Annotated in this window: 22 protein-coding genes, 1 tRNA gene and 1 riboswitch; of the genes, 12 read left to right on the forward strand and 11 right to left on the reverse strand. The window is 72.9% G+C overall.

All coding sequences use genetic code 11. The features are described from left to right. Window positions 1–10 precede the first annotated feature (10 nt). The 5 genes from ACZ3IL_RS02030 (at window position 11) to ACZ3IL_RS02050 (ending at window position 6,232) form a co-directional block, all read left to right on the forward strand. The gene (locus ACZ3IL_RS02030) at window positions 11–295 is read left to right on the forward strand and encodes a DUF3311 domain-containing protein (RefSeq protein ID WP_467385626.1); all 285 of its coding nucleotides are present in this window, start codon (window positions 11–13) and stop codon (window positions 293–295) included. Further along, a complete protein-coding gene (mctP, locus tag ACZ3IL_RS02035) occupies window positions 292–1,917 on the forward strand; it encodes a monocarboxylate uptake permease MctP (RefSeq protein ID WP_467385627.1) in 1,626 nt (541 codons plus the stop codon). Before ACZ3IL_RS02030 ends, mctP begins: the two co-directional genes overlap by 4 nt. Before the next feature lie 92 nt (window positions 1,918–2,009). Beyond that, a complete protein-coding gene (locus ACZ3IL_RS02040) occupies window positions 2,010–2,519 on the forward strand; it encodes a GNAT family N-acetyltransferase (RefSeq protein ID WP_467385628.1) in 510 nt (169 codons plus the stop codon). A 63-nt stretch (window positions 2,520–2,582) separates the two neighbouring features. Beyond that, window positions 2,583–2,709, forward strand: a riboswitch (cobalamin riboswitch). Between the two features lie 131 nt (window positions 2,710–2,840). Continuing rightward, window positions 2,841–5,216, forward strand: a complete 2,376-nt coding sequence (locus tag ACZ3IL_RS02045; protein WP_467385629.1) for a ribonucleoside-diphosphate reductase subunit alpha — start codon at window positions 2,841–2,843, stop codon at window positions 5,214–5,216. Continuing rightward, window positions 5,216–6,232: a ribonucleotide-diphosphate reductase subunit beta gene (locus tag ACZ3IL_RS02050; protein ID WP_467385630.1), complete on the forward strand. Its 1,017-nt coding sequence runs from the start codon at window positions 5,216–5,218 to the stop codon at window positions 6,230–6,232. The genes ACZ3IL_RS02045 and ACZ3IL_RS02050 overlap by 1 nt, the downstream gene beginning before the upstream one ends. A 64-nt stretch (window positions 6,233–6,296) precedes the next feature. Here ACZ3IL_RS02050 and def read toward each other — a convergent pair whose 3' ends face one another. The 8 genes from def to ACZ3IL_RS02090 form a co-directional block, all read right to left on the reverse strand. After that, entirely contained in the window at window positions 6,297–6,932 is a 636-nt protein-coding gene (gene def, locus ACZ3IL_RS02055) for a peptide deformylase (RefSeq protein WP_467385631.1), read from the reverse strand. 67 nt (window positions 6,933–6,999) lie between these two features. Then, window positions 7,000–7,980, reverse strand: a complete 981-nt coding sequence (locus ACZ3IL_RS02060) for a tetratricopeptide repeat protein (RefSeq protein ID WP_467385632.1) — start codon at window positions 7,978–7,980, stop codon at window positions 7,000–7,002. A gap of 79 nt (window positions 7,981–8,059) precedes the next feature. Continuing rightward, entirely contained in the window at window positions 8,060–9,316 is a 1,257-nt protein-coding gene (locus ACZ3IL_RS02065) for an HD-GYP domain-containing protein (RefSeq protein WP_467385633.1), read from the reverse strand. Then, a complete protein-coding gene (locus ACZ3IL_RS02070; RefSeq protein ID WP_467385634.1) occupies window positions 9,313–10,680 on the reverse strand; it encodes an HD-GYP domain-containing protein in 1,368 nt (455 codons plus the stop codon). Before ACZ3IL_RS02070 ends, ACZ3IL_RS02065 begins: the two co-directional genes overlap by 4 nt. A gap of 281 nt (window positions 10,681–10,961) precedes the next feature. Then, window positions 10,962–11,279, reverse strand: coding sequence for a mycothiol system anti-sigma-R factor (gene rsrA / locus ACZ3IL_RS02075; protein WP_467385635.1), 318 nt, complete (start codon window positions 11,277–11,279; stop codon window positions 10,962–10,964). Next, window positions 11,276–11,932: a sigma-70 family RNA polymerase sigma factor gene (locus ACZ3IL_RS02080; RefSeq protein WP_467386773.1), complete on the reverse strand. Its 657-nt coding sequence runs from the start codon at window positions 11,930–11,932 to the stop codon at window positions 11,276–11,278. Before ACZ3IL_RS02080 ends, rsrA begins: the two co-directional genes overlap by 4 nt. A gap of 271 nt (window positions 11,933–12,203) precedes the next feature. After that, window positions 12,204–12,857 carry an alpha/beta hydrolase family protein gene (locus ACZ3IL_RS02085; protein ID WP_467385636.1) on the reverse strand — a complete coding sequence of 218 codons (654 nt, stop codon included), beginning with the start codon at window positions 12,855–12,857 and terminating at the stop codon, window positions 12,204–12,206. Window positions 12,858–12,895: 38 nt separating this feature from the next. After that, complete coding sequence (locus ACZ3IL_RS02090) at window positions 12,896–13,711, reverse strand: SOS response-associated peptidase (RefSeq protein WP_467386775.1); 816 nt, start codon at window positions 13,709–13,711, stop codon at window positions 12,896–12,898. Window positions 13,712–13,761: 50 nt separating this feature from the next. Here ACZ3IL_RS02090 and ACZ3IL_RS02095 point away from each other — a divergent pair, with 50 nt between their 5' ends. The 4 genes from ACZ3IL_RS02095 to ACZ3IL_RS02110 all read left to right on the forward strand — a co-directional run bounded on the left by ACZ3IL_RS02095 (window position 13,762) and on the right by ACZ3IL_RS02110 (window position 17,253). Then, window positions 13,762–14,448: a M50 family metallopeptidase gene (locus ACZ3IL_RS02095; RefSeq protein WP_467385637.1), complete on the forward strand. Its 687-nt coding sequence runs from the start codon at window positions 13,762–13,764 to the stop codon at window positions 14,446–14,448. 21 nt (window positions 14,449–14,469) lie between these two features. Further along, complete coding sequence (gene aroA / locus ACZ3IL_RS02100) at window positions 14,470–15,801, forward strand: 3-phosphoshikimate 1-carboxyvinyltransferase (RefSeq protein ID WP_467385638.1); 1,332 nt, start codon at window positions 14,470–14,472, stop codon at window positions 15,799–15,801. 3 nt (window positions 15,802–15,804) lie between these two features. After that, on the forward strand, window positions 15,805–16,818 hold the full coding sequence (rsgA, locus tag ACZ3IL_RS02105; RefSeq protein ID WP_467385639.1) for a ribosome small subunit-dependent GTPase A: 1,014 nt from the start codon (window positions 15,805–15,807) through the stop codon (window positions 16,816–16,818). Between the two features lie 111 nt (window positions 16,819–16,929). Next, entirely contained in the window at window positions 16,930–17,253 is a 324-nt protein-coding gene (locus ACZ3IL_RS02110; protein ID WP_467385640.1) for a DMT family transporter, read from the forward strand. Here the strand turns inward: ACZ3IL_RS02110 and ACZ3IL_RS02115 are convergent. After that, window positions 17,145–17,792, reverse strand: a complete 648-nt coding sequence (locus ACZ3IL_RS02115) for a TetR/AcrR family transcriptional regulator (RefSeq protein ID WP_467385641.1) — start codon at window positions 17,790–17,792, stop codon at window positions 17,145–17,147. The genes ACZ3IL_RS02110 and ACZ3IL_RS02115 overlap by 109 nt on opposite strands. Window positions 17,793–17,985: 193 nt before the next feature. Between ACZ3IL_RS02115 and hisN the strand changes: the two genes are divergently transcribed. Continuing rightward, on the forward strand, window positions 17,986–18,798 hold the full coding sequence (gene hisN / locus ACZ3IL_RS02120) for a histidinol-phosphatase (protein WP_467385642.1): 813 nt from the start codon (window positions 17,986–17,988) through the stop codon (window positions 18,796–18,798). A gap of 127 nt (window positions 18,799–18,925) precedes the next feature. Further along, window positions 18,926–19,315, forward strand: coding sequence for a CBS domain-containing protein (locus tag ACZ3IL_RS02125; protein WP_467385643.1), 390 nt, complete (start codon window positions 18,926–18,928; stop codon window positions 19,313–19,315). A 75-nt stretch (window positions 19,316–19,390) separates the two neighbouring features. Here ACZ3IL_RS02125 and ACZ3IL_RS02130 read toward each other — a convergent pair whose 3' ends face one another. Continuing rightward, window positions 19,391–20,842, reverse strand: a complete 1,452-nt coding sequence (locus tag ACZ3IL_RS02130) for a catalase (protein ID WP_467385644.1) — start codon at window positions 20,840–20,842, stop codon at window positions 19,391–19,393. A gap of 163 nt (window positions 20,843–21,005) precedes the next feature. On the opposite strand from ACZ3IL_RS02130, the gene ACZ3IL_RS02135 reads away from it, so the two are divergent. Continuing rightward, window positions 21,006–21,425, forward strand: a complete 420-nt coding sequence (locus ACZ3IL_RS02135; protein WP_467385645.1) for a Fur family transcriptional regulator — start codon at window positions 21,006–21,008, stop codon at window positions 21,423–21,425. 137 nt (window positions 21,426–21,562) lie between these two features. Here the strand turns inward: ACZ3IL_RS02135 and ACZ3IL_RS02140 are convergent. Then, window positions 21,563–21,636 (reverse strand) — tRNA-Met (locus ACZ3IL_RS02140). Between the last annotated feature and the right edge of the window lie 27 nt (window positions 21,637–21,663).

Consider the following 21,663-nt stretch of genomic DNA (forward strand, 5'->3'; position numbering starts at 1 on the left):
CGGAATCGCCATGCCAGAAGCGGCACGAGGGAAGACACCACACGAGGAAGCGGCGCCGGAACGGCGGCCGGTCGTCACCCCCCTGCGGGTGGTGATCGCGCTCTGCCTCGTCGCCCCGTTCGTGGCGGTGCTCTGGGTGGGTTCCTACGCGAAGACGGAACCGCTCTTCGCCGGCATCCCCTTCTTCTACTGGTACCAGATGCTCTGGGTGCTGGTCTCCACCGCGCTCACCATGATCGCGTACAAGCTGTGGCAGCGGGACCAGCGGTCCCGCAAGGGGGGTGACGCGCGATGAAGGACGGCGTGAACGGCGTGGCGCTCGGCGTCTTCGTCTTCTTCTTCGTGGCCGTCACGGTCATGGGCTTCCTGGCGGCCAAGTGGCGCAAGGCCGAGAACGAGCACAGCCTCGACGAGTGGGGCCTGGGCGGCCGGTCCTTCGGCACCTGGGTGACCTGGTTCCTGCTCGGCGGCGACCTCTACACCGCGTACACCTTCGTCGCCGTCCCCGCGGCCATCTACGCGGCGGGCGCGGCCGGCTTCTTCGCCGTGCCGTACACCATCCTGGTGTACCCGCTGATCTTCACCTTCCTGCCCCGCCTGTGGTCGGTGTCGCACAAGCACGGATACGTCACCACCTCCGACTTCGTGCGCGGCCGCTTCGGCTCCAAGGGCCTGTCGCTCGCGGTGGCGGTCACCGGCATCCTCGCCACCATGCCGTACATCGCGCTCCAGCTCGTCGGCATCCAGGCCGTCCTGGACGTGATGGGCGTCGGCGGCGGCGAGACCACGCACTGGTTCGTCAAGGACCTGCCGCTGCTCATCGCCTTCGGCGTCCTCGCGGCGTACACGTACTCCTCGGGCCTGCGCGCGCCCGCCCTCATCGCCTTCGTCAAGGACACCCTGATCTACCTCGTCATCGCGGTGGCGATCATCTACATCCCGATCAAGCTGGGCGGCTTCGACGAGATCTTCAGCAAGGCGGGCGAGGCCTTCGCGCAGACCAACCCGGCGACCGGCAAGCCGCGCGGCGCGCTCGTCCCCGGCGAGGCCGGCCAGTGGACGTACGCGACGCTCGCGCTCGGTTCGGCGCTCGCGCTCTTCATGTACCCGCACTCCATCACGGCGACGCTGTCGTCCCGGAGCCGCGAGGTCATCCGCCGCAACACCACGATCCTGCCGCTGTACTCGCTGATGCTGGGCCTGCTCGCGCTGCTGGGCTTCATGGCGATCGCCGCCGGCATCCAGGTGAAGAACGGCCAGCTCGCCATCCCGCAGCTCTTCGAGACCATGTTCCCGGACTGGTTCGCGGGCGTCGCGTTCGCCGCGATCGGCATCGGCGCGCTCGTCCCCGCCGCGATCATGTCGATCGCCGCCGCCAACCTCTTCACCAGGAACATCTACAAGGACTTCATCAAGCCGGACGCCACCCCGGCGCAGGAGACCAAGGTCTCCAAGATCGTCTCGCTCCTGGTGAAGGTCGGCGCGCTCGTCTTCGTCCTCACCATGGACAAGACGGTCGCGATCAACTTCCAGCTCCTCGGCGGCATCTGGATCCTGCAGACCTTCCCGGCCCTGGTCGGCGGCCTGTTCACCCGCTGGTTCCACCGCTGGGCGCTGCTCGCGGGCTGGGCCGTGGGCATGGTCTACGGCACGGTCGCCGCCTACGGCGTCGCCAGCCCGACCCAGAAGCACTTCGGCGGCTCCTCCGCCGAGATCCCGGGCATCGGCGAGATCGGCTACATCGGTCTCACCGCCTTCGTCCTCAACGTCCTGGTCACCGTGGTCCTCACCTTCGTCCTCAAGGCCGCCAAGGCCCCCGAGGGCGTGGACGAGACCTCGCCGTCGGACTACACGGCGGACGCCGGCGACCCGGGCGTGAAGACCGAGATGGAGGAGATCACCGCGCCGACGCGCTGATTCCGCACGCACGCGCGCGCGTGACGGGCCCGGGGGCCTCCCGTCGGGAGACCCCCGGGCCCCGTCGCGTCCCCGGCGGGCACACTGCCCCCATGGACTTCACGATCAGGGCGGTACGGCCCGAGGAGTACGAGGCGCTCGGCGAGCTGACCGGGCGCACCTATCTGGACGACGGACTGCTGGCGTACGGGGCCGAGGACTCCTACCTGGCGGTGCTGCGGGACACGGCGCGGCGGGCCCGCGAGAGCGAGGTCCTCGTCGCGGAGGACACCGGGGCCGCGCCGGGCCGGATCGTCGGCGGGGTGACCTTCGCCCGGGGCGGCACGCCGTGGGCCGACATCGCCGTGGAGGGCGAGGCCGAGTTCCGGATGCTCGTGGTCGCCCGGGAGGCCCGCGGCCGGGGCATCGGGGAGGCGCTCGTACGGGCCTGTGCCGACCGGGCGCGGGCCCTCCCGGGGTGCGCCCGGATCGTGCTCTCCACGGACTCCGTGATGACCTCCGCGCACCGGATCTACGAGCGTCTGGGCTTCGTCCGCACCCCGCACCGGGACTGGGAGCCGATCCCCGATCACCCCCTGCTCACCTACTCCTTGGAGTTCTGAGCCTCCCCACCGTCCCGAGTCGTGACACAACATGTGGGGGGTGCCGCGAGCGGTGCCCCCCACATGTATGCTCGTCCTCGCTGTCGACGCAGGGGAATCCGGCGCGAATCCGGAACTGTCCCGCAACGGTGTGCTTCGTGCGGTTTCGTCCGGAGCGAGTCCGAGCACCTGCGACCAGCGCGCCCGGTCCGTCCGTTCCGGGTGCCTACAGACGTCCGGGCCTCGCGGAGTGGGCCGGTGGACGCGGCGCGTCGTGCCTGGACGCCCGCCCGCCCGCCTTCCCTCCCCGCGGCCCCGAGCCGAGCGAGGGAGAGCCCCCACGTGACCATCGCGCCCGCCGATCCGGCTTCGGCCGAGGCTTCCGCGGTCGAGAGCGACGGACCCGGGACCGTGCTGCTGCGGACCCTGACCGACCTCACCGCCGATCTCCCCGACACCGACCCCGGCAAGGTCGCCGCCGCCGCGCTCCGCGGCCGCAGCGCCGCGTCGGACGAGGCGGAGCTGCGCGAGCTGGCCACCGAGGCGGCCGCCGGCCTCATCGCCGAGGACCCCGCCTACTCCCGGCTCGCCGCCCGGCTCCTCACCATCACCATCGCGGACGAGGCCGCCTCCCAGGGCTCCGCCGTCTTCTCCGCCTCCGTGGCCGTCGGCCACCGCGAGGGCCTGATCGCGGACCGCACCGCCGGGTTCGTCGCGCTGCACGCCGACCGGCTCGACGCGACGATCGACCCGGCCGGCGACGACCGCTTCGGCTACTTCGGCCTGCGCACCCTCTACTCGCGCTACCTGCTGCGCCACCCGATCACCCGCAAGGTGATCGAGACCCCCCAGCACTTCATGCTGCGCGTCGCCTGCGGCCTGGCCGAGGACGAGAGCGTCCGCGCGCTCGACGAAGTGGCCGCGCTGTACGGCCTGATGAGCCGGCTCGACTACCTGCCGTCCTCGCCGACGCTCTTCAACTCCGGCACCCGTCACCCGCAGATGTCCTCCTGCTACCTCCTGGACTCTCCGCAGGACGAGCTGGACTCCATCTACGACCGCTACCACCAGGTCGCGCGCCTCTCGAAGCACGCGGGCGGCATCGGCCTCTCGTACTCCCGCGTCCGCGCCCGCGGTTCCCTGATCCGGGGCACCAACGGGCACTCGAACGGCATCGTGCCGTTCCTGAAGACCCTGGACGCCTCCGTCGCGGCCGTGAACCAGGGCGGCCGCCGCAAGGGCGCCGCCGCCGTCTACCTGGAGACCTGGCACGCGGACATCGAGGAGTTCCTGGAGCTCCGCGACAACACGGGCGAGGACCAGCGCCGCACGCACAACCTCAACCTGGCGCACTGGGTCCCGGACGAGTTCATGCGCCGCGTGAACGCCGACGCCGAGTGGTCGCTGTTCTCCCCGTCGGACGTGCCCGAGCTGGTCGACCTGTGGGGCGACGAGTTCGACGCCGCCTACCGCCGGGCCGAGGCGGCCGGCCTGGCCCGCAAGACGATGCCGGCCCGCGACCTGTACGGCCGGATGATGCGGACCCTGGCCCAGACCGGCAACGGCTGGATGACCTTCAAGGACGCCTCGAACCGGACGGCCAACCAGACCGCCGAGCCCGGCCACACCGTCCACTCCTCCAACCTCTGCACGGAGATCCTGGAGGTCACCGACGACGGCGAGACCGCGGTCTGCAACCTGGGCTCGGTCAACCTCGGCGCGTTCGTGCGGGACGGCGGCATCGACTGGGAGCGCCTGGACGCGACCGTCCGCACGGCCGTCACCTTCCTCGACCGGGTCGTCGACATCAACTTCTACCCGACCGAGCAGGCGGGCCGCTCCAACTCCCGCTGGCGTCCGGTCGGCCTGGGCGCCATGGGCCTCCAGGACGTCTTCTTCCAGCTGCGGATGCCCTTCGACTCCCCGGAGGCGCGGGCGCTCTCCACCCGGATCGCGGAGCGGATCATGCTCGCCGCGTACGAGGCCTCCGCCGACCTCGCCGAGCGCAACGGTCCGCTCCCGGCCTGGGAGAAGACCCGCGCCGCCCGCGGCGTGCTGCACCCCGACCACTACGACGTCGAGCTGAACTGGCCGGAGCGCTGGGCCGCGCTGCGCGAGCGGATCGCCGCCGTCGGCATGCGCAACTCGCTGCTCCTCGCCATCGCGCCGACCGCGACGATCGCCTCGATCGCCGGGGTGTACGAGTGCATCGAGCCGCAGGTCTCCAACCTGTTCAAGCGCGAGACGCTGTCGGGCGAGTTCCTCCAGGTCAACTCGTACCTCGTGGCCGAGCTGAAGGAGCTCGGCGTGTGGGACGCGCAGACCCGCGAGGCGCTGCGCGACGCCAACGGCTCGGTGCAGGGCTTCACCTGGGTCCCGGCCGAGGTGCGCGAGCTGTACCGCACGGCCTGGGAGATCCCGCAGCGCGGCCTGATCGACATGGCCGCCGCCCGCACCCCGTTCCTCGACCAGTCGCAGTCGCTGAACCTGTTCCTGGAGACGCCCACCATCGGCAAGCTGTCGTCGATGTACGCGTACGCCTGGAAGCAGGGCCTGAAGACGACGTACTACCTGCGCTCCCGCCCGGCGACCCGGATCGCCCGCGCCGCCCGGGCGTCGACGGCGGCGGCCGCGCCCCTCCCCGTCCAGCAGGCCTCCGACCCCGACGCGGTCGCCTGCTCCCTGGAAAACCCCGAGTCCTGCGAGGCCTGCCAGTAATGAGCTCCACCGAACAGAAGAACCTGCTCGACCCGGGCTTCGAACTCACCCTCCGCCCCATGCGCTACCCGGACTTCTACGAGCGCTACCGGGACGCCATCAAGAACACCTGGACCGTCGAGGAGGTCGACCTCCACTCGGACGTCGCCGACCTCGCCAAGCTCACCCCCGGTGAGCAGCACATGATCGGACGTCTGGTCGCCTTCTTCGCGACCGGCGACTCGATCGTGGCGAACAACCTGGTCCTGACGCTCTACAAGCACATCAACTCCCCCGAGGCGCGGCTCTACCTGAGCCGGCAGCTCTTCGAGGAGGCCGTGCACGTCCAGTTCTACCTGACGCTGCTCGACACCTACCTGCCCGACCCGGACGACCGCGCCGCCGCGTTCGACGCCGTCGAGAACATCCCCTCCATCCGCGAGAAGGCGCAGTTCTGCTTCCGCTGGATGGACTCGGTGGAGAAGATCGAGCGCCTGGAGACCAAGGCCGACCGGCGCCGTTTCCTGCTGAACCTGATCTGCTTCGCGGCGTGCATCGAGGGCCTGTTCTTCTACGGCGCCTTCGCCTACGTGTACTGGTTCCGGTCCCGGGGCCTGCTGCACGGCCTGGCGACCGGCACCAACTGGGTCTTCCGCGACGAGACGATGCACATGAACTTCGCCTTCGAGGTCGTGGACACCGTCCGCAAGGAGGAGCCGGAGCTGTTCGACGACGAGCTCCGGCAGCAGGTCACCGACATGCTGAAGGAGGCCGTGGAGGCGGAGCTCCAGTTCGGCCGCGACCTGTGCGGCGACGGCCTGCCGGGCATGAACACCGAGTCGATGCGCGAGTACCTCCAGTGCGTCGCCGACCAGCGCCTCCAGCGCCTCGGCTTCGCCCCGGTGTACGGCTCGGAGAACCCGTTCTCCTTCATGGAGCTCCAGGGCGTCCAGGAGCTGACCAACTTCTTCGAGCGCCGCCCGTCCGCCTACCAGGTGGCGGTCGAGGGCTCGGTGGACCTGGACGAGGACTTCTAGGACGTACGGGAGAGGGCCCCGCACCGGCATCGGTGCGGGGCCCTTCCGCGTACGCGCGCGTGGATCAGTCGTTGGGGACCGTCTCGTAGCGCGGGGTGCCCTCCGCCATCTGGCGCAGGGCGTCCTTGCGGTCCCGCTTGGAGAGGCGGTCGATGTAGAGGCGGCCGTACAGGTGGTCCGTCTCGTGCTGGAGGCAGCGGGCGAAGTAGCCGGTGCCGCGCACCTTGATCGGGTTGCCCCGGGCGTCCTGGCCGTGGACCTCGGCGTAGTCGGGGCGGGCCAGCTCGGCGTAGGCGGTCGGCACGGAGAGGCAGCCCTCGTTGGACTCGTCCAGGACGCGCCGCTCGGCCGGCAGCTCCTGGAGGACCGGGTTGACCACGACGCCGGTGTGCCGGACGCCCTCGTCGTCCGGGCAGTCGTAGACGAAGACCTTGAGGTCCACACCGATCTGGTTCGCGGCCAGGCCCACGCCCTCGGCGGCCCTCTGGCTGGCGAACATGTCGTCGATCAGCGCCGCGAGTTCGTCGCCGAACTCGGTGACGTCCTTGCACTCCCGGTGGAGCACGGGGTTGCCGACGACCGTGATCGGGCGGGCCTTGCCGCGCTCGCGGTGGGCGAGCTCGCGCGCCTCGCAGTCCTCCGTGTCCACGACGAAGCCGTCGTTGATCTGCGTCTGCTCGTCCGTCTCCTGCTGCGCCATGTCCGGCCGCGCCTTCCTGAAAACCCGATTCCGTCGGAGGACAGCCTACGGGGCACGGGGAGGGCGCTCAGCAGACCTCTTCGAGATCCCGCCACTCGCGGCTGTCCGGACTGTCCGCCACCCAGCCGTCGAGGAGCCCGCGCACCAGGCTCGCCGGGGCCGCGATGCCGCACTCCCGCTCCGGCACCCACAGCTCGCCGGGCGAGCGGTGTCCGAGCGGCCCGGGGTGCCCGGGCTCGCTGTGGTCGTGCGGGTCGGAGTGCTCGCCCTCGCCCTCGGCGCTCGGCATGGTGGATTCGGAGCAGGCGCGGCAGAGGAGGCGCACGGAGGACGACCAGTCCTCGGCGGCGAAGCCCGCCTCGGCGGCCAGCTGTTCCAGGGCGTCCCGGTCGGCCTCGGTGGCGGCCTCCAGGAGGACCACCCAGGTGGGGACGGGCGAGGGCGCCCACAGCTCGATCTCGTCGAAGACCGGGTAGGAGGGGCCCGCGGTGGTGGTGCGCTCGCCGTTCGGCACGCCGTCGTGGAGGACGACCTCGCCCCAGCGGCGCCCGGAGGACGGCAGCGGGATGGAGAGGACCTCCAGCCGGGCCGGGTCGAGCCGGCGGCCCCACACGACCTCGGCCTCGCCCTCGGGCGAGAGCCGGACGGCGGCGCTGCCCAGCTCCATCCCGGCGGGCTCGCCCGTGTCGGCGGCGGCCCCGGGCACCTTCAGCCCGTACGCCTGCCAGGCACGGCGGGCCAGCGGCCAGTCCTGGAGGGCGGTGGCGGCGATGCCGACGTTCCACCAGTCGGGGGCGCCGGTCTCCTTGTCGAGCAGCGCGACCGCGCGCAGTCCGGCGGCCCTGGCCTGCTCCCAGTCGTGCCGGAACTTGTGCAGCAGCGCCAGGTTGAACCAGGACTCCGAGAGCCAGGGTTCCAGGTCCGCCGCGCGCGTGAGGAGCGCGCCCGCGTCCTCGTACCGGCCGTCGCCGATCAGCGTGAACGCGCGGTCGGTGGCCTGCCGCCACGAGGCGGAGGGCCGATGCCGTACCTTCCCGAAGATCTTCACGATTCCCGCCTGCCGGTCGCTTCACCCTCTTGTTCGCATCCAACCATGCCCGGTCGGACGCGCGCTCATTACCCATGGGTTACCCCGGGAGGGCCCGGGTCACCCCAGCGGTTCCGCTCCGGGCCAGGACCCGGGCCAGGCCCTCGACGACGTCCGGGTGGTAGTCGCGGGCGGTGCCGAGCCTGAGGTGTTCCAGGGCGTCGAGGGCGGCACCCGCGCCGTCGCCCGCCAGGTCGTCGTAGGCGTTCACGGCCCGGACGATGCGGGCGGGAAGCGGCTGGTCGCGGTAGGGGTCGGCCTGCCGTTCCACGACCACGGCGACGGCCGGGGGGACCCCGGTCCTGCGGACGACCTCGCCGCCCAGGAGGGCGATCCGGCGCTGCTCCTCGGCCGGGAGGAGGGCGGTGGCGCCGCCCTCGACGGGGTCGACCAGGGAGAGCTGGCCGATGTCGTGCATGAGCGCCGCGTGTTCGAGGACGGTCAGCTCGGTCCCGGAGAGGCCCAGCTCGCGTCCGACGGCCGCGCTGAGGGCGGCGACCCGGTGGGCGTGGCCGGGCGGGGTGCAGCCGGCGACCTCGGTCGCCCGTGCGAGGGAGGCGATGGTCTGCCGGCCGACGGTGCGAACGGCCGCGTAGCGGCGGTGGGAGACCTGGGCGAGCAGGAGCGGGACGGCGAGCACGGGCAGCGCCCACAGGCCGGCGGCGGCGACGCCGAGCGCCATGACGGTGCCGGTGGCGCAGACGGCGGAGCCGATGCCGAGGAGGGCGCGCAGTTCGTCGCGGAGGAGGGAGCCGTACGGGAACCCGGTGCGGGCGCGGAGCAGGAGGGCGGCGAGCACCGCGTCGCACAGGGCGGTGAGGACGAGCAGGAGCCCGAGGAGGAGGGCGTACGACGGGCCCTCGCCGAGGTGCCCGGCGGGGGTGCCGGCGCCGTGGAGGGGCTGGGAGCAGAGCGCGGCGAAGGCGACGGTGAGGACGCGGCGGGCGAGGTGGTCGCGGCCGGGGCCCCGGCCCCGGACGAGGTGGGGGACGATCCCGGCGAGGCCGGCGGCGGTGACGACGGCGACGGTCTGGAGGACGCCGTGGGCGGCGGCGCCTCCCGCGCTCTCCCCGAGCAGGGCGTACGCGAGGGCCCCGGCGGCGGCGAGCGGCGCGGGCTCCCTCTCGTCGGGGTCGGCGCCCCAGCGGGCGAGCTCGCCCAGGGCGACGAGGGCGCCGAAGGCGAGGGCGTCCCCGGGCCGGTCGACGCCGTGCCGGAGGGCGGAGGCGAGGGCGGCGAGGCCGAGGAGCAGGGCGGCCGCGTGGACGGCGCCGACGGTGACGGCGCCGGGCCTCACCGGTGCTCCTTCGAGGGGGCGGGGGCTCCGGCCCCCCGGGGCGGGGGCACGTTCCCGTCGGGCGGGGTCTCGTCGGCGGTGACGGCGGGCCGCCAGCCGTGCCGGTCCAGGGCCCGGACGAAGGCGTCGACCATCCGGGGGTCGAAGTGGGTGCCCGCGCACCGTTCCAGTTCGGCGACGGCGGCGGGCACGGGGCGGGCGCGACTGTAGGAGCGGTGGGAGGTCATGGCGTCGAAGGCGTCGGCGACGGCGACCATCCGGGCGAACTCGGGGATCTCCTCCCCGCGCAGCCCGTACGGGTAGCCGCTGCCGTCCATGCGCTCGTGGTGGTGGAGGATCGCGGTCCGCGCCTCGCCGAGGAAGCCGATCCCCCGGACGATCTCGTGGCCGTACTCGGGGTGCAGTTCGATGACCCGGCGTTCCTCGGGGGTGAGGGGGCCGTCCTTGCGGAGCACCCGGGTGGGCACGCCCAGCTTCCCCACGTCGTGCAGGATGCCGGCGAAGCGGACGACGTCGAGCCGGTCCTCGGGCATGCCGAGTTCGCGGGCGATGAGGACGGAGGCGTGGCCGACGCGTTCGCTGTGGCCCCGGGTGTACCGGTCCTTGATGTCGACGGCCTGGACGAGGGCGCGGATGGTGGCCTGGTGGGCGGCGCGTTCGCGGTGGTACTGGCCGAAGACCCAGCAGGAGATGTACACGGGCAGGAGCACGAAGAGCGCGGCGACCGGCCCGTACGCGCTGCGCCACAGGACGGCCATCATCAGCCCGGCGAGCCCGTGCACGGCGTACGGGGCGAGCGCCCGGCCGGGCAGGCCGCGCCGGGCGGTCCGGGGGCACGGTCCGCCGGTGGCGGCACGGACGCCGCCGTCGAGGGCGGTGAGGACCAGGCAGAAGACGAGGGTGGCGGCGCCGGCGGGCAGCAGCGCGTACGGGAGGCCGGGGGCGTCCGCGCCGTGTCCGGGGGCGGCCGGGCCGCCCAGGGCGCCGGAGGCGTGGGCGGCGGCCCAGACGGAGAGGGCCGCGGCGGCGGCCCGCCAGGCGCGGCGGGGGCCGGCCGGGGGTTCCTCGACGCGGGCGAGGAGGCTGCCGGGGATCGCGGTGAGCGCGGCGGCGGGGGGCGGCAGGAGCAGCGCGGCGGCGAGGAGCACGGGGTAGAAGGAGCAGGTCCCCACGGGGGCGGAACCGCCGAGGGCGCGGCTCAGGAGGGGGCAGCGGGCGGGCAGTTCGCAGAGCGCGTACAGGGCGGCGAGGAGGACGGTCGTGCCCCAGGGCGTGCCGGGGCGCAGCGCGGGGAGGGCGCACGCGCCGGCGGCGAGCAGGGCACAGCCGATGTACACGCGGGCCGCCGGGGGAATGACCTTCACGCCCATCATCCCCGCCACGCTAGCGAGTCGGGCGGGCCGGGGCGGGGCGGTGGCGGCGATTCGCACCTTCGGGTGACGTGTGCGTCCGGCCGGCGCGGGGCCGGGTACGGCGGAGGCCGCCGCGATCGCGTCGCGGCGGCCTCCGCCGCCGGTGCGGGGGTGCCCGCCCGCCGGGGAAGGACGGCCGCGGCACGGGCGCCTCCGTCCCCGGTGCGGGGGTGCTACTTCCAGGTGCTGCACAGGCGTGCCCGTGACGCACCTCCGTCCCCGGTGCGGGGGTGCTACTCCTGCGGGGCGGGCCCCGCCGGGGCGCCGGTCGTGACGTCCTGCTCGGGCACCGCGTGGCCGCCCCGGATCAGCTCGATCCGGCCCATGACCTTGGCCCGCAGGTCGGCGGGGACCTCGTCACTGCCGCAGCAGCGCTTGACGAGCTTCTTCACGGCCTGCTCCAGGCCGTACTTCTCCAGGCACGGGGAGCACTCCTCGAAGTGCACCTCGAACTTGGTGCAGTCGCTGTCCGGCATCTCGTTGTCGAGGAACTCGTAGAGATGGTCCAGGACCTCCGAGCAATCCGTCTCGTGCGGCTCTCCGCAGCTCATGAGCCCGAGCCTTTCAGATCGTCCGACGTCTCACCGGCGCCCGCGGGGACCAGTCCGCGGTCGCGGGCGTAGTCCTCGAGCATGCCGCGCAGCTGGCGGCGGCCCCGGTGCAGCCGGGACATCACCGTACCGATGGGTGTCCCCATGATGTCCGCGATCTCCTTGTACGCAAAGCCCTCGACGTCGGCGAGATAGACCGCGATGCGGAACTCCTCGGGGATCGCCTGGAGCGCTTCCTTCACGTCGGAGTCGGGAAGGTGGTCGAGCGCCTGGGACTCGGCGGAACGCAGCCCGGTCGACATGTGCGACTCGGCGCGGGCGAGCTGCCAGTCCTCGATCTCCTCGGCGGCGCTGCGCTGGGGTTCGCGCTGCTTCTTGCGGTACGAGTTGATGAAGGTGTTGGTGAGGATGCGGTACAGCCACGCCTTGAGGTTCGTGCCCTCGCGGAACTGGTGGAAGGAGCCGTACGCCTTGGCGTAGGTCTCCTGCACCAGGTCCTCCGCGTCGGCGGGGTTCCGCGTCATGCGCAGCGCGGCGGAGTACATCTGGTCGAGGTAGCCGAGGGCGTCCCGTTCGAAGCGCGCGTTGCGCTCCCCGGTCGTCTCCTCGGGGCCTTCGTCGGTCCCTGTGTCGGTCCCAGTGACCGGACCCACCTCCTCCAGCGTGGCGGCGAGCCCGGGAGTGGACCCGCTCGTTTCGGAGGATAGACGAGGAACCGCCCCGCGCGCCGCCCGGCCGGGGGCGCCCTTGGGCGAGGGCAGCACCGTCCAGTCGAGGCCGGCGCCCCGTGCGCGCTCCGGGCAGATGGTCGAACCCATGCGGCGGACTCCCTCTCCTTGCTCTTCCTGCTGTCGTACGACGTACCGAACAACAGAGGCGGCCCGCCCGGCATTCCCGGCTCCCGGGACGCGGCCGGACAGGGCGTCAGCGCAGTGCGTCGAGCCACTCCGCGACGCCGTCCACGAGGAGGGCGAGGGCCTCGTCCTGGCCGAGGGGCGCGCGCCGGGGGAGGGCGAATCCGTGGTCCCCGTGGGGGACGGCGACGAGGCGGTGGGGGCCCTCCGGGTACTCCTCGGGGCGGCCGAAGGGGTCGTTGCCGCCCTGGACGACGAGGGTGGGCAGACCGGTGCCGAGGAGTTCGCCGGCGCGGGACCTCTCCGGCCTGCCCGGGGGGTGCAGCGGGAAGCTCAGGGCGAGGACGGCGAGGGCGCCCAGTTCGCGTGCGGTGCGGCAGGCGACGCGGGCGCCGGCGCTGCGGCCGCCGGCGACCACGGGGAGGCCCGGCGCCGTGAGGGCGGGCCAGAGGCCGCGCCAGGCGGTGTCCAGGGTCTTCGGGGCGGGCGCGACCTTCCTGCCCGCGACCCGCCAGGGCTGCTCGACGAGGGCGACGGTCACGCCCCGCGCGGGCAGCACCCCGGCGAGCGCCCGGAGGTCGCGGGCCTCCACGCCACCGCCGGCGCCGTGGCCGAGGGCGAGGACGGCCCACGGGTCCGGTCCCTCCGGCTCCTCGTGCCAGGTGATCCGGGCCTCGCCGGCGTCGGTGGGAACCGTCTCGTACCGCGTCGTCTCTCCGGTCACGCGCCCATTCTGCCGTCCCGGGCCGCCGGGGCGGCCGTTCAGAAGAGCGTGCCCTCCTCGGGGCCGTCCAGCTCCGTCAGGAGTTCGGGGCCGTTGTTGCGGACGTTGCTGACGGCGGTCGGCACCGGGTGGGCCCGCATCAGGCCCTCCGGCGGCGGTACGAGCAGTCCGCGCAGCTCCTCCACGTCCTGGTTCGCCGGGTCGAGCCAGGCGTCCCAGCGGTCCTCGGTCAGCATCAGCGGCATCCGGGGGTGGATCTCGGCGAGCGAGCGGGGGCCCTCGGCCGGGGCCACGCCCAGCGGTCCGGTCTCCGCCTCCGTGGTGATCACCGCGCAGGTGACCCACCAGGCGGAGGGGTGGTCGTCGGGGAGGGTCCGGTCGCGCCAGAACTCGTAGAGCCCGGCCATCGCGAAGACGGAACCGTCCGCGGGGGTCACGAAGTACGGCTGCTTGCGGGGCCGCTTCTTCTTCCCCTCGACCTCCAGGTCCCGTTCCGCCGACCCGGTCACCCATTCGTAGTAACCGTCGGCGGGAATGATGCAGCGGCGGGACGCGAACGCCCGCTTGAAGGAGGGCTTCTCGTGCAGGGTCTCGGCCCGTGCGTTGATCATCCGGGCGGCGCCGTCCGGCGACTTCGACCAGGAGGGGACGAGTCCCCACCGCAGGACGCGGAGCTGGCGAACCGGTTCCCCGGTTCCGGCGTCCTTCACAGGGCGTTCCAGTACGGCCCAGACCCGTTTGGTGGGGGCCACGTTCCAGTCCGGGGCCAGCGTCTCCTCCGGGTCCCACTGCTCCACCCCGAAGGTCTCCACCAGATCTTCGGGCCGTCGACTCGATGCAAACCGTCCGCACATACGTGCCACACTGCCACGATCCCGCCCGATACCGAGGAGCAGCCCGCCGAATGAACGAGATCCTCGGCACCCAGCCCGCCCCGGACCAGTGGCTTGTCTGGGTCACCGGCGGCTGCGCGCTGGTCCTGGTCGCGTTCCGCCGGCTCTGGGCGCCGGCCCGCAACGCGATCACCATCGCCCACGAGGGCGGTCACGGCCTCGTCGCCGTCGCCACCGGCCGCCGCCTGGAAGCGATCCGGCTGCACTCGGACACCAGCGGCCTGACCGTGTCCCGGGGCCGCCCGACCGGCCTCGGGACGGTCCTCACCCTGGCCGCCGGCTATCCCGCCGCGCCCCTGCTCGGCCTCGGCGGCGCGGCCCTGCTCGGCACCCACCGGACCACGCTGCTGCTGTGGGCCGCGACCGCGCTGCTGCTCGCGATGCTGGTGATGGTCCGCAACGCGTACGGCGTCCTCACCGTCCTGGTGACGGGCGCCGCGTTCCTCCTCGTCTCCTGGCTGACCGGGCCCGACGTGCAGGGGCTCTTCGCCTACGCGGTGGTCTGGTTCCTGCTCCTGGGCGGGGTCCGGCCGGCCTTCGAACTCCAGGCGAAGCGGCGCCGGGGCGGTGCCCCCGACTCGGACGCGGACCAGCTCGCACGGCTCACCCACGTCCCCGCCGGGGTGTGGCTGCTCTTCTTCCACACGGTCTCGCTCTGCTGCCTGATCGGCGGCTGCCGCTGGCTCCTGCGGTTCTGACACCCCCGTACAGTGAGGGACATGACCGCAGCTGCTTCCGCGCACACCGATCCGTCCACCGACCTCTGGCCCGCCCCGTACGCGCGCGGCGCCGTCGACGCGACCGTCACCGTGCCCGGTTCGAAGTCGGTCACCAACCGCGCCCTGGTCCTCGCCGCCCTGGCCGCCGAACCCGGCTGGCTGCGCCGCCCGCTGCGCTCCCGCGACACCCTCCTGATGGCGGAGGCGCTGCGTGCCCTCGGCGTGCGGATCGACGAGGGCGTGGGGCCCGACGGCTCCGGCGAGGCCTGGCGGATCATCCCCGCGCCGCTGCGCGGCCCCGCCGCCGTGGACGTCGGCAACGCCGGCACGGTCATGCGCTTCCTGCCGCCGGTCGCGGCGCTCGCCGACGGGCCGGTGCGCTTCGACGGGGACCCCCGCTCGCACGAGCGTCCGCTGCACGGCGTGATCGACGCGCTGCGCGCGCTCGGCGCCCGGGTCGAGGACGAGGGGCGCGGCGCGCTGCCGATGACGGTGCACGGCACCGGGGGCCTGGAGGGCGGCACGGTCGAGATCGACGCCTCCTCGTCCTCCCAGTTCATCAGCGCCCTGCTGCTCTCCGCGCCCCGCTTCAACCAGGGCGTCGAGGTGCGGCACGTGGGCGGGCGGCTGCCCTCGATGCCGCACATCCGGATGACGGTCGACATGCTGCGCGCGGTCGGCGCCCAGGTGGACGAGCCGGAGCACGGCGGCGAGCCGGACGTGTGGCGGGTGACGTCGTCCGCGCTGCGCGGCCGCGACCTGGTGGTCGAGCCCGACCTGTCGAACGCGCAGCCGTTCCTGGCGGCCGCCCTGGTGACCGGCGGCCGGGTGACGATCCCGGACTGGCCCGCGCGGACCACCCAGCCCGGTGACGCGCTGCGGGAGATCTTCACCGGGATGGGTGGTTCCTGCGAGCTGACCGACGCGGGGCTGACCTTCACCGGCACGGGCCGGATCCACGGCATCGACGTGGACCTCGGCGAGGTCGGCGAACTGACCCCGGGCATCGCGGCGGTCGCGGCCCTGGCCGACTCCCCGTCCACCCTGCGCGGGGTCGCGCACCTGCGGCTGCACGAGACGGACCGGCTGGCGGCGCTCACCAGGGAGATCAACGGGCTGGGCGGCGACGTGACGGAGACCGCGGACGGTCTGCACATCCGCCCGCGCCCGCTGCGCGGCGGCGTCTTCCACACGTACCACGACCACCGCATGGCGACGGCGGGCGCGGTGATCGGGCTCGCGGTCGGGGGCGTGGAGATCGAGGACGTGGCGACGACCGCCAAGACCTTGCCCGACTTCCCGGCGATGTGGACCGAAATGCTCGGAGCCTGAACCATGCGGCGCTACGGCAAGCACACCGACGAGGACGACATCCGCCAGCGGCCCAACCGCAAGGGCACCCGGCCCCGGACGAGCATCCGGCCGAAGCACGAGGACGCCGTCGAGGGCATGGTCCTCACCGTCGACCGGGGCCGGCTGACCTGCCTGGTGGGCGACCGGCCCGTGATGGCGATGAAGGCGCGCGAGCTGGGCCGCAAGGCGGCCGTGGTCGGGGACCGGGTCTCGATCGTCGGCGACCTCTCCGGCGAGAAGGACACGCTGGCCCGGATCGTGCGGATCGGGCAGCGCACCTCGGTGCTGCGCCGCACGGCCGACGACGACGACCCGTACGAGCGGGTGGTCGTCGCCAACGCCGACCAGCTGGCGATCGTCACAGCCCTCGCCGACCCGGAACCGCGTCCCCGGCTCATCGACCGCTGTCTGGTCGCCGCGTACGACGGCGGCCTCTCCCCCCTCCTGGTGCTGACCAAGTCGGACCTGGCGCCGCCGGACGCGCTCCTGGAGATGTACGGGGCGCTCGGGGTGCCGTACGTGGTGACCACCCGGGACGAATTCGTCGACGGGGTCGCGGCCGAGCGGGTCCACGAGCACCTCAAGGGCCGGACCACCGCGTTCGTGGGGCACTCCGGCGTCGGCAAGACGACGCTGGTCAACGCGCTGGTCCCGCCGGACCGGCGGCGCAGCACCGGGGTCGTCAACGCGGTCACGGGCCGTGGACGGCACACCACCACCTCGGCGCTCGCCCTGCCGCTGGACGACGAGGAGGGCGGCTGGGTCATCGACACCCCGGGCGTGCGCTCCTTCGGCCTGAACCACGTGGACCCGTCCCGGGTGATCCTCGCCTTCCCGGACCTCGTGCCGGGTACGGAGAACTGTCCGCGCGCGTGCGGTCACGACGAGCCGGACTGCGCCCTCGACGCGTACGTGGCGGAGGGGCACGCCGACCCGGCGCGGCTCGTCTCGCTGCGGCGGCTGCTCTCGACCCGGGAGCGGCGCGAGGGCGACTGAGCCGCCGTCCCCGCGGCCGGTCGGGTCGAATCCCGCCCATCCCGATCCGAGAAGTGCATAATCACACCAAGTGCGACGAAGCAGTCACCGACGGCGTGGGAGGCACTGACGATGGCGTGGCTGCTGGTGGTGATCGCCGGGTTCCTGGAGACGGGCTTCGCGATCTGCCTGAAGCTCTCGCACGGATTCACCCGGCTGTGGCCGACGATCGCCTTCGCGTGCTTCTCCCTGGGCAGCTTCGGCCTCCTCACGCTGTCGCTGCGGAAGCTGGACGTGGGTCCGGCGTACGCGGTGTGGACCGGGATCGGCGCGGCCGGGACGGCGATCTACGGCATGGTCTTCCTGGGCGACGTGGTCTCCACGCTCAAGATCGTCTCGATCGCCCTGGTCATCGCGGGCGTCATCGGACTCCAGTTCTCCGGCTCCGCGCACTGAGCGCCGGGGGCCGTGCCGCAGGGCACCGGGGGCGCGACGACGTGGCCGAGGGCGAGCCGGACGGCGAGTTCGCAGCCGACGGCCCACCGTTCGTCCGCGCAGGCCACGATCGCCGCCACCAGCTCTCCCGGCGCGGGCGGCCCGGCGTCGGCACGGCGCTGGGCGGGGACGGCCGCGGGCCGGGCGTCCGGACGGGCGGGCCGGGGGGCCGGCAGCCGCGTGTCCCAGGCACCGGTGAGCAGGGCCCGCAGGACCGGCCGGACGGCGGCCCGGGTCACGATCCACTCGGCGAGGGCGACGAGGTTCCGCACGGGCGGGCCCGGTGCGGCGAGCAGCCGCCGGGCGTCCCGGAGGCAGGCGTCGGCCTCGCTGCGCACCAGGGCGCGGGCGAGCCCCTCCTTGCTGCCGAACTCGTTGTAGAGGGTCTGCCGGGAGACCCGGGCGACGGCGGCGAGGTCGGCCATCCGCACGGCGGACCACGGCCGGTGCGTGAGCGCGGCGAGCGCCGCGTCGAGCAGGGCCTCGCGGGCCGTCGGCATCGGTGCCTCCCGGGCCGTACGTGTCGGTGCGCGGCCCCGCACGTTCCCGTGCGGGGCCCTGCGCTCAGGGTCGGCAGGCGTCCGCGCGCTGTCAAGGACGCTGGAGGGTGTCCGGGGACGGGTCTCCCGCGGGCCGCCGGGCCCCCGTGGACGGCCGCCCGGCCGGGGGCCGCCCGGGGATAGAGTGCCGCCCATGGCCGATTACCACGATGACCTGCGTCTCGCCCACGTTCTCGCGGATGCCGCCGACGCGGCCACCATGGACCGTTTCCAGGCGCTCGACCTCCAGGTCGAGACGAAGCCGGACATGACCCCGGTGAGCGAGGCCGACAAGGCGGCGGAGGAGCTGATCCGCGGTCAGCTCCAGCGGGCCCGGCCGCGCGACGCGGTCCTGGGCGAGGAGTACGGCGTGGAGGGATCGGGTCCGCGCCGTTGGGTGATCGACCCGATCGACGGGACGAAGAACTACGTGCGCGGGGTGCCGGTCTGGGCGACCCTGATCGCGCTGATGGAGGCCGGGGAGACCGGTTTCCAGCCGGTGGTGGGCGTGGTGTCGGCCCCGGCGCTCGGCCGCCGCTGGTGGGCGGCGAAGGGCGCCGGCGCGTACACGGGCCGCAGCCTGGCCTCGGCGACCCGGCTCGGGGTCTCGAAGGTCGCCTCCCTGGCGGACGCCTCGTTCGCGTACTCCTCGCTGAGCGGCTGGGAGGAGCAGGGCCGCCTCCCCGGTTTCCTGGACCTCACGCGCGCGTGCTGGCGGACCCGGGCGTACGGCGACTTCTGGCCGTACATGATGGTCGCGGAGGGTTCCGTGGACATCTGCGCGGAGCCGGAGCTGTCGCTGTGGGACATGGCCGCGGTGTCGATCGTGGTGCAGGAGGCCGGTGGCACGTACACGGGCCTCGACGGGCGGCACGGGCCGCACAGCGGGAACGCCGCGGCCTCCAACGGCCTCCTCCACGGCGAACTGCTCTCCTACCTGAACCAGCGGACGCCGGAAGGGAACTGACCGCCCCTCCGCACTCCCGGGGGCGCTTCGCGCGCCCCCTTGTCGGACCCCTCCCCCGGTGCCACTCTGAGACTCCCCCCACTTGTGAACTTGTGAAAAAGTTCTCGAACCGGAGGTGGTCCCTTCCATGCTCGTCCGCGACGCCATGAGCACCGTGATCCTCACCATCGGCCCCGTCCACACCCTCCGCCAGGCGGCGAGGCTGATGTCGGCGCGCCGCGTCGGCGCCGCCATCGTCCAGGACGGCGATTCCGGCGGCCTCGGCATCCTCACCGAACGCGACATCCTCGACGCCCTCGGCGCCGGCCGCGACCCCGACCACGAGACCGCCGGCGCCCACACCACCCGGGACGTCGTCTTCGCCGCGCCCACCTGGACCCTGACGGAGGCGGCCGAGGCGATGACCCGCGGCGGCTTCCGCCATCTGATCGTCCTCGACGACCACGGCCCGGTCGGGGTCGTCTCCGTGCGCGACATCATCCGCTGCTGGATTCCGGCGCGCAGCGCCGCCGCCTGAGCACGCGCGAAGGGGCCGGCCCACCCGTACGGCCACGGGTGGACCGGCCCCTCTTTCTCCTCCGGCGGGCTGCCGTCAGCCGCGCAGGGCCTGGACCGCGGCCTCCAGCCGCTTGCCGAAGTCGTCGTCCGCGCTGCGGAAGTTGCCGATCGCGCGCTCGGCGATGTCGACCCGCGAGACCTTGGCGATGAAGCCCGCCAGGTTCCCGACCAGGCGCTCCTTCTCGTCCTCGGACATCAGGCGGTAGAGGTTGCCCGCCTGGACGAAGTCGTTGTCCTCGGCGTGGAGCGACGCCGTGTGGTCGCCGGTGGAACCGCTGACCGGGACCGGCTGCCACAGCGGACGGCCCGTCTGCTGCGGGCCGCCGAAGCTGTTCGGCTCGTAGTTCTTCGCGCCCTTGTGGCGGCCGTCGTAGAGGAGGCCGTCGCGCGAGTGCGTCCGGGCCTCGGTGGCGTGCGGACGGTTCACCGGCAGGTGGTCGGCGTTGATGCCGACGCGGTAGCGGTGGGCGTCGCCGTAGGCGAAGAGGCGGCCCTGGAGCATCTTGTCGGGGGACGGGCCGATGCCCGGCACGAAGTGCGCGGGACTGAAGATCGACTGCTCGACCTCGGCGAACACGTTCTCCGGGTTGCGGTTGAGTTCCAGCCTGCCGATCTCGATCGGCGGGTAGTCCGCGTGCGGCCACACCTTGGTGAGGTCGAACGGGTTGAAGCGGTAGGTCGCCGCCTCGGCCGCGGGCATGATCTGGACCTGCACGGTCCAGGTCGGGAAGTCGCCGCGCTCGATGGACTCGCGCAGGTCGCGCTGGTGCGAGTCCGGGTCCTCGCCGGCGAGCCTGTCGGCCTCGGCCTGGGTGAGGTTCTTGATGCCCTGGTCGGTCTTGAAGTGGTACTTGACCCAGAAGACCTCGCCGGCCTCGTTGTTCCACTGGTAGGTGTGCGACCCGAAGCCGTCCATGTGGCGGTACGAGGCGGGGATGCCGCGGTCGCCGAAGAGCCAGGTGACCTGGTGGGTCGACTCCGGGGAGAGGCTCCAGAAGTCCCAGACGTTGTCCGGCTCCTGCGAGCCGGTGTACGGGTCGCGCTTCTGGGTGTGGATGAAGTCGGGGAACTTGATGGCGTCCCGGATGAAGAAGACCGGGGTGTTGTTGCCGACGAGGTCGTAGTTGCCCTCCTCGGTGTAGAACTTCAGCGCCCAGCCGCGCGGGTCGCGGACCGCGTCGGCCGAGCCGAGGCTGCCCGCGACGGTGGAGAAGCGCAGGAAGGTCTCGGTCTCCTTGCCGACCTCGGAGAGGAACGCGGCACGGGTCCACCGCGAGACGTCCCGGGTGACCGTGAAGGTGCCGTAGGCGCCCGCGCCGCGCGCGTGGACCACGCGCTCCGGGATGCGCTCGCGGTTGAAGTGGGCGAGCTTCTCCAGGAGGAGCTGGTCCTGGACGAGGACCGGACCGCCGGTGCCCGCGGTCTCGCTGTTCTGGTTGTCGGCGACCGGGGCCCCGGCCTCCGTGGTGAGCGGTCCCTGCGTCACGTGCGTCTCCTGCGTCATTCCCGCGTGTCCTGTCCTCCGGCCGGTCCGGGAGGGTCCCGGTCGGCGCCGAATACGATCCTACATTGGACACAATCCAAGTCAAGTGAACTTCTAAAGTCACACCCGTTCAGGATCTTGCCCTCCGGCTGTTAGGCTGAGTTCCATGAGCGACCTGCTGGAACGACTGCGCGGACGCGGCTGGCGCATGACCGCGCAGCGACGCGTCGTGGCCGAAGTCCTCGACGGGGAGCACGTGCACCTGACCGCCGACGAGGTCCACGCGCGTGCCGTGACACGGCTGCCCGAGATCTCACGGGCGACCGTCTACAACACGCTGGGCGAGATGGTCACCCTCGGCGAGGTCATCGAGGTGGCCACCGACGGACGCGCCAAGCGGTACGACCCGAACGCCCACCGCCCGCACCACCACCTGGTCTGCGGCCGGTGCGGCGCGATCCGCGACGTGCACCCCGCCGGCGACCCCCTGGCGGACCTCCCGGACACGGAGCGCTTCGGCTTCACCGTCTCCGAGGTCGAGGTCACCTACCGGGGCCTCTGCCCGGGCTGCGCCACGACGGCCTAGGACCACGCGAAGGGGCCCCCGCCACGAGCGGGGGCCCCTTCGCACTTCCCGGACTTCGCACTTCCCGGACGCACATCCGGACACGGCGAAGGCCCGCATCCGAGATGATCGGATACGGGCCCTCACTTGCTACTGAGTAGCGGGGACAGGATTTGAACCTGCGACCTCTGGGTTATGAGCCCAGCGAGCTACCGAGCTGCTCCACCCCGCGTCGGTGAACACCACCTTACGGGTACCT

Source organism: Streptomyces sp. NPDC014907, from assembly GCF_055562975.1.